Origin of the sequence: Bordetella genomosp. 5 (assembly GCF_002261315.1) — a bacterium.
Classification (GTDB): domain Bacteria; phylum Pseudomonadota; class Gammaproteobacteria; order Burkholderiales; family Burkholderiaceae_B; genus Bordetella.
The window spans coordinates 403,335-419,975 of sequence record NZ_NEVP01000006.1 but is presented as its reverse complement, the minus strand read 5'-3'; the positions used below and the strand labels follow the sequence as shown (position 1 = coordinate 419,975).

The 16,641-nt window shown below is 68.3% G+C and carries 12 protein-coding genes; 8 read left to right on the top strand and 4 right to left on the bottom strand.

Features of this window, described 5'->3' with window-relative positions:
* Positions 1-162: 162 nt before the first annotated feature.
* Both CAL25_RS24215 and CAL25_RS10700 read right to left on the bottom strand, forming a co-directional pair.
* Entirely contained in the window at positions 163-300 is a 138-nt protein-coding gene (locus CAL25_RS24215; protein ID WP_170948444.1) for a hypothetical protein, read from the bottom strand.
* A 388-nt stretch (positions 301-688) separates the two neighbouring features.
* Complete coding sequence (locus CAL25_RS10700; RefSeq protein ID WP_094799940.1) at positions 689-1,111, bottom strand: tetratricopeptide repeat protein; 423 nt, start codon at positions 1,109-1,111, stop codon at positions 689-691.
* A 166-nt stretch (positions 1,112-1,277) separates the two neighbouring features.
* Between CAL25_RS10700 and CAL25_RS10695 the strand changes: the two genes are divergently transcribed.
* Positions 1,278-6,896, top strand: a complete 5,619-nt coding sequence (locus CAL25_RS10695; protein WP_170948460.1) for an autotransporter domain-containing protein — start codon at positions 1,278-1,280, stop codon at positions 6,894-6,896.
* A gap of 164 nt (positions 6,897-7,060) precedes the next feature.
* Complete coding sequence (locus tag CAL25_RS10690; RefSeq protein ID WP_094799938.1) at positions 7,061-7,474, top strand: PRC-barrel domain-containing protein; 414 nt, start codon at positions 7,061-7,063, stop codon at positions 7,472-7,474.
* Positions 7,475-7,509: 35 nt separating this feature from the next.
* Here the strand turns inward: CAL25_RS10690 and CAL25_RS10685 are convergent, their stop codons facing one another.
* Complete coding sequence (locus CAL25_RS10685; RefSeq protein WP_094800242.1) at positions 7,510-8,148, bottom strand: GTP cyclohydrolase II; 639 nt, start codon at positions 8,146-8,148, stop codon at positions 7,510-7,512.
* Positions 8,149-8,307: 159 nt separating this feature from the next.
* Positions 8,308-9,735: a PLP-dependent aminotransferase family protein gene (locus tag CAL25_RS10680; RefSeq protein ID WP_094799937.1), complete on the bottom strand. Its 1,428-nt coding sequence runs from the start codon at positions 9,733-9,735 to the stop codon at positions 8,308-8,310.
* A gap of 111 nt (positions 9,736-9,846) precedes the next feature.
* Here CAL25_RS10680 and CAL25_RS10675 point away from each other — a divergent pair, with 111 nt between their 5' ends.
* The 6 genes from CAL25_RS10675 (at position 9,847) to CAL25_RS10655 (ending at position 16,535) form a co-directional block, all read left to right on the top strand.
* Positions 9,847-11,133, top strand: coding sequence for a hydroxymethylglutaryl-CoA reductase, degradative (locus CAL25_RS10675; protein WP_094799936.1), 1,287 nt, complete (start codon positions 9,847-9,849; stop codon positions 11,131-11,133).
* An 84-nt stretch (positions 11,134-11,217) separates the two neighbouring features.
* A complete protein-coding gene (locus tag CAL25_RS10670) occupies positions 11,218-11,739 on the top strand; it encodes a hypothetical protein (protein WP_094799935.1) in 522 nt (173 codons plus the stop codon).
* A complete protein-coding gene (locus CAL25_RS10665; RefSeq protein WP_094799934.1) occupies positions 11,736-13,124 on the top strand; it encodes a tripartite tricarboxylate transporter permease in 1,389 nt (462 codons plus the stop codon). The genes CAL25_RS10670 and CAL25_RS10665 overlap by 4 nt, the downstream gene beginning before the upstream one ends.
* An 82-nt stretch (positions 13,125-13,206) precedes the next feature.
* Positions 13,207-13,497 (top strand): hypothetical protein, encoded by a 291-nt coding sequence (locus CAL25_RS24025; RefSeq protein WP_141217914.1) that lies wholly within the window; start codon positions 13,207-13,209, stop codon positions 13,495-13,497.
* A 338-nt stretch (positions 13,498-13,835) separates the two neighbouring features.
* Positions 13,836-14,720, top strand: a complete 885-nt coding sequence (locus CAL25_RS10660) for a response regulator (RefSeq protein ID WP_094799933.1) — start codon at positions 13,836-13,838, stop codon at positions 14,718-14,720.
* 3 nt (positions 14,721-14,723) lie between these two features.
* Positions 14,724-16,535, top strand: coding sequence for a sensor histidine kinase (locus CAL25_RS10655; protein WP_094799932.1), 1,812 nt, complete (start codon positions 14,724-14,726; stop codon positions 16,533-16,535).
* Positions 16,536-16,641 lie beyond the last annotated feature (106 nt).

The following is a 16,641-nucleotide window of genomic DNA, read 5'->3' as shown; positions in this document are numbered from 1 at the left end:
CGTGCGTGACGAGAGCCGACTTCGGGGTGAGGCGTGCGTGGCGTGAGCCTACTCCGCGATCTCGAGGCAGGCCGCGCTCGCTGCCAATGTACGAGCGCCCCGCCCCCCGACCTGCTTCCGTCGTCAGGCACAGACTCTGCCCCCTGGCGACGAAGCCGGGTCTTACCGGCCTTCCCTTTCTTTCTTCTTCGCCTTTTCCTCTTTCTCGCCGTCGTAGTGAGATTTGATGGCGAGATAGCCGAACGTGCCCAGCACGGCGAGCTTGAAGGTACCGAAGATGACGGGGATCCAAAAATTCATAACTTCCTCAACACGCTGCGTCAGCAGCTTCATCTACCCGGCGCGAGCCTGGCCGGGACAGCGCCGGCGCCGGCGCGGCTTGGACCCGCGGTTGCATGGCGAGGCTGCGGAAGCGGCCGCCTGACCGAGCCGGTCTGTAGGCGGCGGCCTTCCAGGCGCCATGCATTCGACAAATTCTACCGCCCAATCCATACAAGTTGTTGAATTTTCATTCTTGTATGCATTTTAGCCACGACCAACCTGGAAACTGTCCATACATGCAGGGGCGCTCCGGCCGCCCCAGAGCGGTGACGCGCCTGGCCATCAGGCGCGTCTTGGCTGGCCGACGCCGTCATTGCGCACCGGAGGCACCGGCCGGAGCGTCGACCTCGCTGCGCCCTTCCTCGCCTCAGATGTCCGCGCGGGTTTTCAGAAACGCCAGGTACTCCGGCGTTTCGCCCTCGAAGATCTCCGCGCCGGCGCCCATGTAGGCGCGCATCAGCTCGTCGGCGGCCGTGTCGAGCTGGTCGGCATCGAAGGCCAGTTGGCCCAGGCGCAGGTGGATGAACGGATTGCCCACGCCGCCGGGGCATTGCAGCGCCAGGCCGAAGGTTTCGGCGCTGGCCGTTTCGTCGCCCGCCATGAAGCAGGTGTCGCCGATGGCGACGAGGATCCAGGTGGCGGCTTCCCAACGCTGCTTGGGCTCGGGCAGCAGGTCCCAGGCTTCGTCGTAGGCATCGAGCGCGTCGTCCAGCTCGCCCGCTTCGACGCAGGCGTCACCCTGGGCGCAGAGGGTCTTGATCTGTTCGTGGAGGGCGTCGTCGAGCTGCATGGGGTTATCACTTAGGGATTCGGGAAGAGGCGACAGTGTAGCGGCGGATGGAACGAACACGCGTCGCACGTTACTCATGGCCGAACCGTCATCTGAAAAAGCCAGCGCCGCCCCCTTCCGCTCTGGCCGTGCCGCCTGCCCGCTTTTGCCCCGGAGCTTCGACCTCATGCCCTTCCCGCGCCCGACTGCCAGTCGTCTGTCCGCCACCCCCTTCGCCCTGAGCGCCCTCGTCGCGGCCCTCGCGGCCCTGGCCTGGGTGCCCGCCCAGGCGGCATGCACCGTGGGGGGCAGCATCGTGACCTGCTCCGGCGCGCCGGACCCCGTACAGCCCTATTTCCAAAGCTCCTTGAGTGGCCTGTTCCTGACGGTGACGAGCGACGGCGTGCTCGCCTCGCCGACAATGGGCGGCAACAGCGCATTGCAACTGACAGGCACGGGACTGACCCTTACCAATGGCGGCGTCATCGATCCCCAGGCGCTGACCGCGCTGCCCGTGCCACACCAGGGCGTGTTCATGAGTAACGCGGCGGGCAGCAATCAGATCATCTTCAACCAGGGCAAGATCTTCGGCGCCTATACCGGCGACCAGAGCGTGGACGGCCTGGCAATGGTGGTCAGGAACGGTGCGGGCGGCAGAACTGTCATCGAGAATGCGAGTGGCGGGGTGATCGCGGCCAAGGCCAGTGGCAACGAGTCCAATATCCTGCCGTCCGACGCTCTTGCGATCGCGGCGTTCGGCGGGGCCCAGGTCACGCTGATCAACCGAGGCACGATCACGGGGCGTGTTTCGTTGTCCAGCACCGGCAGCAACACCGTCAACAACCTCGGCATCATCCAGGGCAGCGTGCATCTCGGGCCGGGTGGCGGACACCAGTTTGTCGCGAGTACCGATTCGTCGGTGACGAGCGGAGGCGGCTCCGCCGCCGCGGCATCGCTCATGTACGGCGGCCAGAATCTCGCCTTCGCCCGCCGGGGCGTGGTCGACGCTGGCGCGGGGGGCAACAGCCGACTGCGGCTGATCCAGGGCGGGACAACCGTCGGCGTCATGGACGTCGGCAATTACCTCAACTTCTCCACGATGGACGTCGAAGGCGGCATCTGGAGCTTGTCCGGCAACGCGTCGACTCCCGCGACGACTTTGTTCAACGGCGCCACCGTGCGCATTGCCTCCGGTGATGCGCTGACCGCCGGCACGGTCACGTCGCGCGGGGGGGCCATCGAAAGTTCGGTGACGAACTCCACGATGGGCTTCACCAAGGGACTCGCGCTCGAGAGCGGCATCACGACCTTCGGCGCGGGCGATATCTCGGTGCTGAATGGCGGCATTACCGGTACGGGCGCGCTGCGCAAGACCGGTTCGGGCCTGCTGTTTCTCTCCGAGGCACATGCCTATTCCGGCGGCACCTACCTCACCGACGGCGGCATCAGCGTGTCCAATGCCCAGGCGATCGGGAGCGGCGCCCTGACGGTCGGCGGCAGCTCCAACTTGCGGGTCGCCGACGGACTGGTCTTTCCGAGCAACATGACGTTGACCACCGGATCGGCGCTCACGCTGATACAGAACAACACTTATACGCTCGGTGGCGCCATCACCGGGGCGGGCAGCCTGCGCAAGGACGGAGGAGGCACCGCGACCCTGACCGGTGCGAATACGTATTCGGGTGGCACGACGATCACGGCCGGCACGGTAGCGCTCGACGGCGCGGGTACCCTGGCGCCGGAAGGCGGGCTTACGCTGTCCAGCCCCGGCTCGGTGTTCGCCATCGGCGGCGCCTCGGGCGGCCGCACGATCGGGGCGCTGGCGGGCGCAACGGGGTCGCAGATTCAGCTGGGCGCGAACAGTCTCACGTTCGGCGGCCCCGCGGGCTCGTCGCAGTTCAATGGCGCTTTCTCCGGCACGGGTGGCATCGTCAAACAGGGCGCCGCCACGGTGCGATTGGGCGGCGCCAACACGCACACCGGCGGGACCACTATCACCGGCGGCACCCTGGCGCTGACGACGAGTGGTGCGCTGCCCCAGGCGGGCGCCGTCGCCCTGCTCAACGCCGGATCGACGCTCGATCTGAGCGCAGCGGATGGCGCGCGCCAGGTCGGTGCGCTTACGGGCGACACCGGCACGCGCGTCGTCCTGAACGCCAGCCGACTGACTTTTGGGTCGCTCAATCAGACAGACTTCAACGGCAGTTTCAGCGGTGACGGCGCCATCTCGACGATCGGATCGGTACGCCTGGGCGGTTCGAGTACCCACCGGGGCGGGACCCGCGTCGAGAGCGGCGCCCTGTGGACCACGGCGTCCGAGGTTCTCGGCAGCGGCACGCTCGACGTTACGGCGGGCGCCACGCTGCACCTCGGGGGCACCACGCAGACGGTATCCACGCTCGCCGGCGGGGGCACGATCACCGACGTGGGCGAACTGATCGTCACGTCAGACACGGCGCAGGCCGCCTACTCCGGCACGATTACGGGCACAGGCACGCTGATCAAGCGCGGTGCGGGGTGGCTGGCGCTCACGGGCGTGACGTCCGCCGCAGCCGCCGCGGTGCGCGTCGAAGCGGGCGGAGTGCAGATCATGGGCTCCCACCAGGGCAACGTCGAGGTCAACAGCGGGGGAACCTTGATGGGCGACGGCAGCGTGAACAACCTGACCGTGAACGCCGGGGGCGCCCTGCTTGCCGACAGAATGCAGATCAACGGCAACCTCGTGATGAATGCGGAGTCGCGCTACGTCTACACGCTGGGCAGCCCGACGCTGGCACCAAGCGACCCGCAAAGTGGCGTGCCCATGTTTGTCGCAGGCAATGTCACGCTCGACGGCCGGCTCGATCTGAACGATCCGAGCGGACTGGGACGCGTCGGTTACTACCGGCTCATGACCCACGCGGGTTCGCGCCTGGGCGGCGGGCTTCAGCCCGGCAACTACGCGTCCAGCCTGGCGAACCAGCCCGTCGACATCCTCTACGATCTCGCGGGTCATGTAGACCTGCGCGTCGGCGCCGCGGGCAGCAATCTGCTGCAGACCTGGCAAGGCGGCTCGGGCACCTGGAACGCGGGCAGCACGAACTGGAGCGACGACGGCAGCCCGCTCAGAACCACCTGGGCCGGCAACCATGCCGTCTTCAACGCCGCCGGCGGTGATGCGGTGAACGTGTCAGGCACGCAGGCTTTCGCGGGACTGCAGTTCGTGAGCGACGGCAATCAGCTCTACGGCGGCACGCTGCAGACCGCGGCCGCCGGCAGCGAGATCCGCGTGCTCAGCGGCGCGAGGGCCGTCATCGACACGCCCATCGTCGGCGCGGGCGGGATCGACAAGACCGAAGGCGGCACGCTGGTTCTGCGCGGCACCAACACCTACGGCGACCGCACCCTGCTGAGCGGCGGCGTGCTCGAGATCGATCGGCGCGAGAATCTCGGTGGCATCGGCACCCGGGTGCAGTTCAACGGCGGCACCTTGCGCATCGCGGGCACCCTCCTGCCCACGCTGACCGCGGGCATCGACTGGAGCGCCAACGGCGGCGGCTTCGACATCGCCGAGCCCGGCCATACCTTCCTGGTGGATCAGGTGCTGGTCGGTGGCGATCTGTCCAAGTTCGGCGCCGGCACGCTGCGCCTCACCGGGAATCAGCAGTATCGAGACACCTACGTGGCGGATGGAACGCTCATCGGCGACGCGCGCTCCATCCGCGGCAATCTCTACAATGCCGGGACCGTCGAGTTCGAGGAAAGCGGCAACGCCACCTTCGCGGGCACGATCACCGGCAACGGCACGCTGTACAAGCGCGGCATCGGCAGCCTCACGCTGGGCGGCCCCAGTGCCGGGCGATGGGATATCCAGGCCGGCACGCTCGTTGCCGACGCCGCGCAATACACGGGTGACACCCATATCGAAGGAGGGGCCACGCTCAACCTGTCCAGCGCGTCGCCGGCGACCTACGCCGGCATGCTCGGCGGGACGGGCGCTTTCATCAAAACCGGCGGCGCGTCCCTGACGCTCACCGGAGACAGCACCGCATTCTCCGGCACCACCCTGGTCCAGGCGGGCACGCTCGTGGTGGGCGCGGGCGGCGCGGGCGCGCTGGGCAGCACGCTCCTGGTCGCCAACGGCGGCGCCATTGCCGGCTCCGGCACCGTGGGCAACACCACCCTGGCGAACGGCGCGCGCATCAAACCCGGCAACGGGATCGGCACCCTGACCGTGAATGGCAACCTGACGTTCGGGGCGGGCGCCGTCTACGAGGTCGAAGCCGACCCCGACTCGAGCACGAGCGATCGGATCGATGTCGCGGGCCATTCGAGTCTGGCGGGCTCGGTCCTGCATGTCGGCCCCGATGGGGGCTTCAGCAGCCGCCGCGAGTACACCATCCTTACCTCCAATACGATTGCGGGCACGTTTGGCGCGGTCAGCTCCGACTTCGCGTTCCTGACGCCCGCGCTCAGCTACGACGCGCACAACGTGAAGCTCACGCTCGAGCGCAAGACGGTGCCGGTCGATCCGGGCCAGCCCGGCGGGCCGGGCGTGCCGGTCGATCCCGAAGTCCCGGTCGACCCGGTCGACCCGCCGGCCCCGCCCGTCCCGCCCGTCCCGACGGAGCCGCCTGTCACCCCCGCGCCGCCCGAGCCGGCGCCGACCCGTCCCATCGCCTTCGAGGATGCCGCACGCAGTGGCAATCAGCGCTCGGTGGCCCGGGCACTGGAGAGTCTGCCCGCGGGCTCAGCCCTGCATGAATTCGTGCTCACCCTCCCGGACGGCGCGCCGCCCGCGGTGTTCAACAGCCTGTCGGGCGAGGCCCACGCGGCGCTCGGCGCCACGCTGGCGCAGGGCGCGCCCAAGGTGCGCGAGCTGCCCATGGCGCGCCTGCGCAACAATCTGAATGCCGGTATGACGGCGGGTGCGCCCACCGCCGCGGCAGGCATGTCGGACCTGGCTCCCGCCACCAGCGCCCTGCCCACCTCGGCTGCCCAGCCCGTCTGGGCCGAGATCATCGGCAACTGGCGCACGCAGGACGGTAACGACAACGCGGCCAGCGTGCGCGAACATACCGGCGGTGTGTTCGTGGGCGCCGACCAGCCGATCGGCGCCGGCTGGCGTCTGGGCGGCGCGTTCGGCTATACCGACAGCAAGGTCAAGGTCCGCGACCGCGCCTCGCAGGCGGACGTGTCGAGCTACAGCGCGCTGATCTACGGCGGCCGCGCCTTCGAGGCCGGCCCGGGCGCCTGGAATCTGATGCTGGGCGGCGGCTACACCTGGCACGATATCTCGACGCGCCGCAACACGCTGAGCCAGACGGCCGAGCTGACCGCCGATTACGGCGCCAGCACGGCGCAGCTCTTTACCGAGCTGGGCTACCGCTGGCGCGTGACGGACCGCGCCACGCTCGAACCCTTCGCCGGCGTGGCCTGGAGCGATCTGCGTACGCGCTCGTTCTCCGAGTCGGGCGGCGCGGCAGCGCTGTCGGGCCAGTCCACGAGTACCACTCAGACCACCACCACGCTGGGCCTGCGCGGCACGCAGGGCTTCGAGGCGGCCGGCATGGCGGGTCAGCTGCGCGCCACGCTGGGCTGGCGCCATGCGTTCGGCGATCTCAGCCCGTCGTCGCGGCTGGCCTTCGAGGGCAGCCAGACGTTTACCGTGGCCGGCGCGCCGATCGCCCGTGACGCGGCGCTGCTCGAGCTGGGCGCCGATGTGGCCGTGGGCCGCAACACGACGCTGGGGGTGAGCTACACCGGACAACTGGCCCGCGACAGCCGCGAACACGGGGCCCAGGTGAATTTGCGCTGGCGCTTCTGAGGCGTGGGGCGGCCCCCCGGGTCGCCCCGACCTCCCCGCACCCTCTGGCGCGGGTCGGGCCCGATACTTGCTCTATGCGATTTTGCCGGCACCCCGCACGCCCCGCGCGAGGGTGATACCGGCAACTTCGGCACCGAGCGTGCCGTCCCGCAGGGAGAGTCCTCATGAACAAAAACACTAGCCATTCCTCGATCGCCATGCGCCGCTGCGCCCTTGCCCTGGCACTGGCCATCGGCCTGCCGGCCGGGGCTGCCCTGGCTCAGGGCGCGCCGCAGTCGGTCACCGCACAGCGTGTGGACGTCGTCCAGCTGGCGACGGGCTACCGCGCGTCCAAGCTGATCGGCGCCGACGTCTTCAATAACGACAAAGACAAGATCGGTACCGTCGACGACGTGATCGTGAGCACGGACCAGCAGCCCTACGCGATCGTCTCGGTGGGCGGCTTCCTCGGCATGGGCACGCGCCTGGTGGCCGTGCCGTTCAAGCAGCTGAAGGTGGCCGACAAGCGTCTGCACATGGACGGCGCCACCAAGGAAAGCCTGAAGGCGCTCGCGGAATTCCGCTACGCCAAGGACTGAGTGTGACGCGGCGGGTGCGCGTAGGCGCCCCGCCGTCAGCTATCGTCGTGATCGAGTTGCAGCAGATGGTGCGTGAGGTTGACCTTGGCGCGCAGGTAGCCGAGGTTGTGTTTGTTGGCGTGCACGCGCGTCTGCCGGCACGCGGCGACCTCGATGCCGAGCCGCTCGAGCTGCTGTTTTTTGTCCGGGTTGTTGCTGAGCAGCTCGATGCGCGACACCCCGAGCGCCTGCAGCATCTGCGCGGCGGCGGTGTAATCGCGATCATCCTGGCCATGGCCCAGATGCACGTTGGCCGCATAGGTATCCAGCCCCTGCTCCTGTAGCCGGTACGCGTCGAGCTTGGGATACAGCCCGATGCCACGGCCTTCCTGGCGCAGGTAGAGCAGATAACCGCCCTCTTCTTTCAGCACACGCAGGGCCTCCTGCAGTTGCGGCCCGCAATCGCAGCGCAACGAGCCGAACACATCGCCCGTCAGGCATTCCGAGTGCATGCGCACCAGCGGCAGCGCGCCGGGTTCGCCGAACTGCAGCGCCATGTGCTCTTTGCCGTCGATCAGGCCATGGAAACTGTGCGCCAGCGCGTGCGCCTCCGTTCCGTCGGCAAGGCGCACGGGCAATTGAACCGTAGCACGGAGGGAAACGGCAGGCTGCGGCGCAGCATCTCGGGGAGGCAATACGGGATTCACGGCAAACAACAACTCGGTAAGAAAAGACCGGGCGCCAGCGGCGGGACGCGGATAAATGCCCGCGCGCCACGACCGCAATAAGGTCTGGTCGGGTGGCCGCGGCCGTCATGAGTACCGCGGCGAGCCGACAGCGTAACGCATGACGCCCTATTCTGCTCGTTCGAGGTATGCCGCCACCCGCGCTTCGAAGCGCGGCTCGATCACGGCGCCAACATTGCAGCGCGACCACGGCGAGCGCGCGTTCGAATCCACACTGAAGACCCGCCCGGGCGCCATCATCACTTTTTCTTCCATCAGGCCCTGGGCCAGCGCGAGCGAGTCGTCCTGCCCCGGAAAGCGGCACCATAGATAGAGCGAGCTGGCCGGGCGGGTGAACACCTCGGCGCCCAGCCCGTCGAGCACCTGCAGGGCCTGCGCCGTCGCCTGTTCGAGCCGCTGGCGCAAGCGCACCAGGTGACGCGCGTAGTGGCCTTCGCGCAGCATCACGTCGACCATGCGCTCGCTGTACTCGGAGCTGCTCACGTGCACCAGCGCCTTCAGATCGGCGAGATCGCTGGCGAGCGCCCCGCCGCAGGCGATGAAGCCCACGCGCAACGCGGCGGAAAAGGATTTGGAGAAGCTGCCCAGGTAGATCACGCGCTCGAGTTGATCGAGCGCGGCCAGACGCACGGCCGCCGTGGGCTTGAAATCGGCCAGCGGATCGTTTTCGACGATCATGAGGTTGTGGCGCTCCGCCAACTGCAGCAGCTTGTAGGCCTTGGCGGGCGCGAGGTCCGAGCCGGTCGGATTGTGCGCGATCGATTGGGTAAAGAAGAGCCGCGGTTTGTGCCGGTGCAGGCTCGCCTCCAGCGCCGCCATGTCCGGACCGTCGGCCAGCCGCGGCACGCCCACCATCTGCACGCCCGCCAGCTTGAGCTTGCCGAACAGCGGGTAGTAGCCGGGGTCGTCCACCAGGGCCACCGCGCCTGGCTGAAGGAAGTAGCGGATCACCAGGTCCATGGCCTCGTTGGCGCCGTGCGTAAGCACGAACTGCCCGGGCGCCGCGCTGATGCCCACGTCGCCCAGCTTGCGCACGAGGCTGTCTCGCAGCGGCCGGTAGCCGAAGCGGCTGCCATAGCGGAACAGCGCGCCGAGCCCGGTGCGGGTGACGCGCTGCTGATAACGATCCATGCGCATGTCGGCCAGCCACTCGACCGGCGGAAAACCATCACCCGCCGCCACGGCATCCGGTTGCGTGCGCAACTGTTCGCGCATCAGCCACACGATGTCCATGGCCCGGCTCAACTGGCCCGCCTCTTCGTCCTGGCCCTTGCGCGACTGCGCCTGCGGCGACACGTAAAAGCCGGCACCGCGGCGCGGCACGACCAGCCCCCGGGCCACCAGGATCTCGAAGGCCACGACGACGGTGTTCTTGGCATAGCGGTGCAACTGTGCCAGCTCGCGCAGCGAGGGCAGCTTGTCGCCCGGGCGGTACACCCCCTCGGCGATCTGCTCGCCGATCAGTCGCGCGAGACCTTCCGCGATGGGCGCGGGGCGACGCGGGCGGCTGTCGGAGGGATCCAGCGGAGCGTTCATGGCGGCTTGATTGGTGCAGTGCAGCGGTACTGTTTGCGCAAACTGTACCTCTCTCGATTGGTACAGTCTACCTAGAATCAGCCCACGATACTCACAAGGAGACATAAGGCCGTGGCTGATTCCCGCCTCCCCAACTTCCGTGCGCTCGCTCCCGCCGAGCGCCTGTCCGCCCTCGCCGCCAAGCTCGGTCTCACCGACGACGAGCAGGCCCTGCTGGCTCGTCCGGGCGCGCTCGAGCTCGCGCGCGCCGACGGCATGATCGAAAACGTGATCGGCACGTTCGAGCTGCCGCTGGGCGTGGCCGGCAACTTCCAGATCAATGGCCGCGACGTGCTCGTGCCCATGGCCGTGGAAGAGCCTTCTGTCGTGGCGGCCGCCTCGTACATGGCCAAGCTGGCGCGCGCCTGCGGAGGCTTTCAGACGTCCAGCACGCGGCCGCTGATGCGGGCGCAGGTCCAGGTGCTGGGGCTGGGCGATCCGCAAGGCGCCCGCCTGGCGCTGCTGCGCGAACGCGATCGCATCCTGACCCTGGCCAACAGCCGCGACAAGGTTCTGATCCAGCTGGGCGGCGGTTGCCAGGACATCGAAGTGCACGTGTTCCCGGACACGCCGCGCGGCCCGATGCTGGTCATGCACCTGATCGTGGACGTGCGCGACGCCATGGGCGCCAACACGGTGAACACAATGGCGGAGGCCGTCGCGCCGCTGGTCGAAGAGATCACCGGTGGCCGGGTGCGTCTGCGCATCCTGTCGAATCTGGCCGATCTGCGCCTGTCGCGGGCGCGCGTGCGCCTCACTCCGCAAGTGCTGGACACGCCCGAACGCAGCGGCGCCGAGATCATCGAGGGCGTGCTCGACGCCTATGTCTTCGCCGCCGTCGATCCGTACCGCGCCGCCACGCACAACAAGGGGATCATGAACGGCATCGACCCGGTGATCGTGGCCACCGGCAACGACTGGCGCGCCATCGAGGCCGGCGCCCATGCCTATGCCAGCCGCGATGGCCGCTACACCTCGCTGACCCATTGGGAAAAAGACAGCACCGGCGCGCTGGTCGGCACGCTCGAGATGCCCATGCCGGTCGGTCTGGTCGGCGGCGCCACCAAGACCCATCCGCTCGCGCGCCTCGCGCTGCGCATGATGGAGGTGTCGTCGGCCCAGGAGCTGGGCGAAGTGGCAGTGGCCGTCGGTCTGGCGCAGAATCTGGGCGCCCTGCGCGCGCTGGCCACCGAAGGCATCCAGCGCGGCCACATGGCCCTGCACGCCCGCAACATCGCACTGACCGCCGGCGCGACCGGCGCGGAGGTCGATACGGTGGCGCGGCGCATGGCCGAAGAACACGATGTGCGCACCGACCGTGCGCTCGCATTGCTGGAGGAACTGCGCCAGACGGTTTAGCAGCACGACCGGGCGGCGCGCCTTCAGCGCCCGCCCATCCCGCGACGCCTCGCAGAAGGCGTCCGCACCGAGAGGAGACCAAGCATGAAGCAAGATAACGGGGCGTCCGAGTGGCGCCTGGCCGAAGTCTGGAATGACACGGTGGACCTGCGCCAACTGGCCTGGGCCATCGTGATCGGCGTCGGCATCAGCGTGACCGCGTTCTTTCTGGCGAGCCGCTGGCTGCGGACGGTCGTGGCCACGCCGGAGCTCGCGCATGCCTACGCCATGCTGGCGGGGCTGGGCGGCTGCGTGCTCGCGGGCGTGATCTGCGCCAGGCGCTTCCCGCCCAAGCGCATCGTCAACGAAGAGAATGCCGCGAGCGATCCCGCCTGGCGCGCCGAGGTGCTGGCCGAGCTGGCCGCGCAACCCGGTGGCCTGGGGCGCGCTTCCGACCTGCCGCCCGCCACCGTGCAGGAACTGCGCGAGCTTGGGCTTTACGATCTTTTCGCCGAGCAGCCGGATGGGGCGGCCGCCGGCGCGGCGGCCAGCCAGGAAGCGGCACGCGCCGCCGCGGCCCCGTCGGGCGACACGGCCCGCGCCACCCGCCAGGAGGCCCTGACATGAGCGATCCCGCCTTCATCGACACCTTTCTCGTCGCGCTCGCGATGGGCTTGATCGGCGCGGTGGTCTTCGCCGCGATCGGCCTCGTGAGCGGCACGGACGAGACCACCACGCTGGCGCCGCTCACGCTGCTCGTTGTACTGCTGGGCGTGCCGCCCGCCGGCGTCTTCACGTTCTTTCTGGCCGGCGCGGTCGCCAAGCACATGACCCATGCGGTGCCGACCGCCCTGCTCGGCATCCCGGGCGACACGCTCGCCACGCCGCTGCTGCAGGACGCCAACACGCTGCGCCGTCTGGGCGTGCCGCACATTGCGTTGCGCAAGATGGTGTCCGGCGGCATCGTGGCGGCCTTCGTCGCCGTGCCGCTCGCGGTGCTGTTCGCCGTGCTGCTGGCACCGTTCGGCAGCGTGATCACGCAGACCGCGCCCTGGATCTTCCTGGCGGCCGCGCTGCTGATCGCGTACTTCTCCGCCGGGCGCTGGGCCGCGGTGGCCCTGCTCGTGCCCTTTGTCGTCGTGATCGTGGCGTTGCAGAGCCTGACCGCCAAGTATGGCGTGAAACTCAGCATCAGCTATTTTCTGGGCATCGCCATCGGGCCGCTGATCGCCGATCTGTTCTCGGTGAGCTCGCCGCAGGGCCGCGAGAAGATGCGCCGCGACAAGGTGCGCACGTTCTCGCTCGCGCCGGACGTAAAAGGCTGGTCGGGATATTTCCCGAACCCGCTCAAGGTGATGGACGCCGTGCAGACGCGCTGGACCCTCACGACCGCGGCCATCTCGAGCGCCACCTTCGTGTTCAGCCCGGTCGCGATGACGGTGGTGCTGGGCGAACTCGTGGGCTCGCGCATCAAGCACGCCTATCACCGGCTCACCACCGTGCTGAGCGCGCGCAACGGCGTGACCGAGGCCACCTACGTGGCGGAAGCCCTGATCCCGCTGATCGCGTTCGGCCTGCCGCTCAGCCCGGTGGCCGCGGGCCCGGCCGCGCCGCTCTTCAATGCACCGCCCCGCTTCACGGTGGACGCGGCCACCGGCGAGACCCACAATCTGCACAACCTGCTGAGCCACTGGGAGTTTCTGGGCTACGGCATGATGGCCGTGATCCTGGCCGCCATCGTGTCCTATCCATTCGCCATGAACTTCGCCCGCCGCGCCGCGCTGTTCGTGTCGCGCCGGGTCAGCCACGAGGCCATCATCGCCACCTTCGTCGGCCTGATCATCGTGATCAGCGTCTGGGAAGGCCAGCTGCTCGGTCTGCTCGTGATCCTGACCATGGGCCTGTTCGGCGGGCTGCTGTCGCGCCGTTTCGGCTTCAACACCGGCGTGCAGTTCATGGGCTACTACACGGCCGTGCTGACGGTGCCGGCGCTGGTCAAGCTGATCGCCTGACCGTGACCGTGGGCGCGGCCGTTGGCGCGGAGCAACGCTCCGGGCGGCCGCGCAGGCCCTGGCGGACCAGAGCAACATTTTTATGACCCGGCCTGCCGGGTCTTTTTTATTTCAGCGTTTGACGGGCACAGTTATCGGAAGTGCAACTTTTGAAACTGATGCCCTCAAACATTTCATTATCTCGTCCGACCAATATTCAAAAACCTACGAAGATTACCGATCCTATCGCGTTTGCATAACGCGTTTCGCGCGCTGGATGGTGGCCGCGCCGGCCCCGAACGGCATCGGTCGCGGCGCTGCAAAAGATCGTTCGTCCGCGGCGCAGGCTGCCGCGCCGCTCGCGGCCACCGCGTCGGCAAGCCACGTCCTATAAGGCTTTGCGCGGTACCGAGGCGGCTGCGTCGCCTCGCCGGGCCAGCCCGCTCCCCCGCGTAGCTGCCCCCGCCCCGCACGCATTCGTCGCGCACGCTGCGCTGCGACACACTTTGCGCGAGGCGCGCCAGCCCGCGCTTATGCGACACCTGTCTCGCAGAACATGTTGCAACGCCTGCGAATAATCGCGGCAATCAACCTTTTGGCCCATTGTTGTGATTTAGGTGCAGCCCAAAAGGACTAGCCGTTTTAAGCGCAGCGCGGCCCGCGCGACCGGCCTATCATGTGACAGACTGAAATTCAGGTGTTCGATAATGTGAATATCAAGGATGCCGGACGATGTTACGTGCAAGTGCCCATCGCGACCACGTACTGCTGGTCGATGACAACCCTGACGAATTGAGACTTCTGATCGAACTGTTGCGTGGCGCGAATTTTCGCATCGCGCTCGCTTTCGATGGCACCCAGGGATACAAGCGCGCCGCCGCGATCTCTCCCGATCTGATCCTGATGGATCTGCGCATGCCGCAGACCGATGGCTTCGCCGCGTGCCGGCTGCTGCAACATGACCCGGTCACGGCGAACATTCCGATCATCTTCCTGTCGGCAAGCCGCAGTCTCGACGAGCGTCTGAACGTGCTGCAGAACGGCGGTGTGGACTTCATTCAGAAGCCCTTCGCGCCGTCGGAAGTGCTCGCGCGCATTCAGATCCATCTGAAGCGCGGCGCCCAGCGGCGCGAGCAGGCCGTCCAGCCTTCCGCGCGGCCCCGGCTGAGCGCGGAGCAAGTCATCGTGAACGCCGCGAAGAGCTATCTGGCGCAATGCCTGGCCGCGCCGCCCACGCTCGCCGAACTCGCGCGCAAGGTGGGCACCTACGAGAAGAAGCTCTCGCTCGCCTTTCGGCGCCAACTGGGCAAGACGGTATTCGAGCACTTGCGCGATGCGCGCCTCGATCGTGCGCAACAGCTCCTGTCGGACACGCGGCTCAGCGTGACCGACATCGCCGCCGAGACGGGGTTCTCGAATGCGGCGAACTTTGCCACCGCCTTTCGCAAGAAGGCGGGGCTCACACCCACGGAATTCCGTGCCGGCCTCTGCGGCGCGGGCGCGACCGCGCATATGGGCCTGATCGACGCGGCGGGACATGGGCACGAAGATCGTCACGATGGCGATGGAGGCGGCGCGGACGTAGCCTGCACCACCGGTCTGCCGGACGCGAGCTAGACGATGCCGCACCATGCGCTGGCCGCCGAAGCCGCCGTGCACGCGCCCTCCGCCATGATGGCGCTGCGAGTGCTGGCGTTCGCGCCGGCGCCCGTGATGGCGGAGGTGGAGATCCTGCCGCTGATGGTGCAAGGCGCCTTCAGCGGCGCCTTCGCGGCGCTCGCCTGCGGCGCGGTCGTGAGCTTCGCGCACTCGCGCGCCTGGCCCTTCGCATGGCTGGCCTTGGCCGCGCTGGCGGCCGCGTTCTTCCAGTTCGCGATGGCCAATGACAGCCCCGGCCTCTCGCCAGCGCTCGCGTCGCTGGCGCTGTTCGTCGAGCCCGCGGCCGGCGTGCTCGTCGTGCTGAGCCTCGTGGGCCTGTTCTGCAGCCTCTCGGGGCGGCGGGTGTGCCGGTTCGCGGCCCTGCCGCAACTCGCGCTTGCCACGATGGCACTGGTGGCGATGAACATCTCGGCCTGGTGGCTCTCTGAAGAGCTCGGACAATGGGGGCTGCTCGCGACCATCGCCGCCTGCGTGTGCTTTCTGGTGTTGTTCGTGCGGCATCGCGGCAGCAGCAACGTGGCGGGTCTGATGATCGCCACCGCCGTCGCGGCACTGGTGAACCTGCTGCCGCGGCTCGATGCGCAGATGCTCGGCGAGGGCTACGCCGAGCGTCTGTGGTTCCTCGGCGATACGCTCGAGGCGCGGCTGCTCAGCGCGGTGTTCAACCTCGCCATCCTGACACTTTGGTTCCGCCGTCTCGGCAGGGCCACCGAGCTCGCGCCCCAGCGGATTGCACCGCCGGCCGCGGCGCCGCTGGAGATCGTGTCGGCCGGGCACGCGCCGAGCAGCGCCGACGACGCGCTCAAACGCCAGAAGATCGAGACACTGAGCTATGTCGGCCACGACCTGCGTGCGCCGCTCGCCACGATTCAGGGCTATGTGCGCCTGCTGCGCGAGAGCGCCAATCCGCCGAAATCCGAGCATCTAGACGCCATCGACCGCTCGGTGGCATTCCAGCTCAGCCTGATCGAGGATGTGCTCGACTACGCCAAGGCGGAGCTCGAGCCGCTGCATCTGGCGCCCGCGCCCACCCGCCTCACCGACCTGCTCGATGAGGTCGTGCCTTATGCCAGCATGCTGGCGACCGCCACGGGCAATCGGTTCTGCTTCCGCCCGCCGCCGGTGCTGCCGACCAGCGTGGCGCTCGACGGCAACCGGCTGCAACAGGTGCTGCTCAACCTGCTGTCGAATGCGGCGAAGTTCACGCCGCACGGCACCATCATCCTGCGACTGCAGGCTCGGCCCCAGGCAGACCGCGGCGCGTGGCAGCTGTGCTTCAGCGTGGAGGACGACGGCATCGGCATGGCCCCTGAGCTGCAGGATCGCATATTCGACGCCTTCCTGCAGCTGGAGCGCTCGCGCAGCGGCGTCGGGCTGGGCCTGTTCATCGCACAGCGCATCGTCGAAAACATGGGCGGCAGCCTGCATGTGCGCAGCGCGCCCGGCGCCGGCAGCACGTTCTCGTTCACCATCGAGGTCGACGAGATCGACGGCACCCTGGTCGTCGCGCCGGCCCACCCCAGCGACGATGCCGTGATCACGGCGCCCTTCCCCTTCGCCCCGCCGCCGCACGCGCCGCCCGCGCCTGTCCGCCTGGAGCTCGCCATGCTGGCGCGCGATGGCCAGCTGAGCGACATCGAAGAGTGGCTGCCGCGCACCGCGCAGGCCCACCCGGGCTTCGACGCGTTCTACGACGAAGTGCACAAGGCGATGGAGTCGCTGGATCTGCACCGGCTCGAGACGCTCGCGCTGCACGGCACGGCGCGGGGCTGAGGCCCACGTTTCGCCTGGCGGTATGCGCCGCTGGCGCGTGCTTCATCGCCGCGGGCCTGCCTGCCCGGCGCTCGCAGGCGGCGTTATCACCCCGGCTTTATTTCGT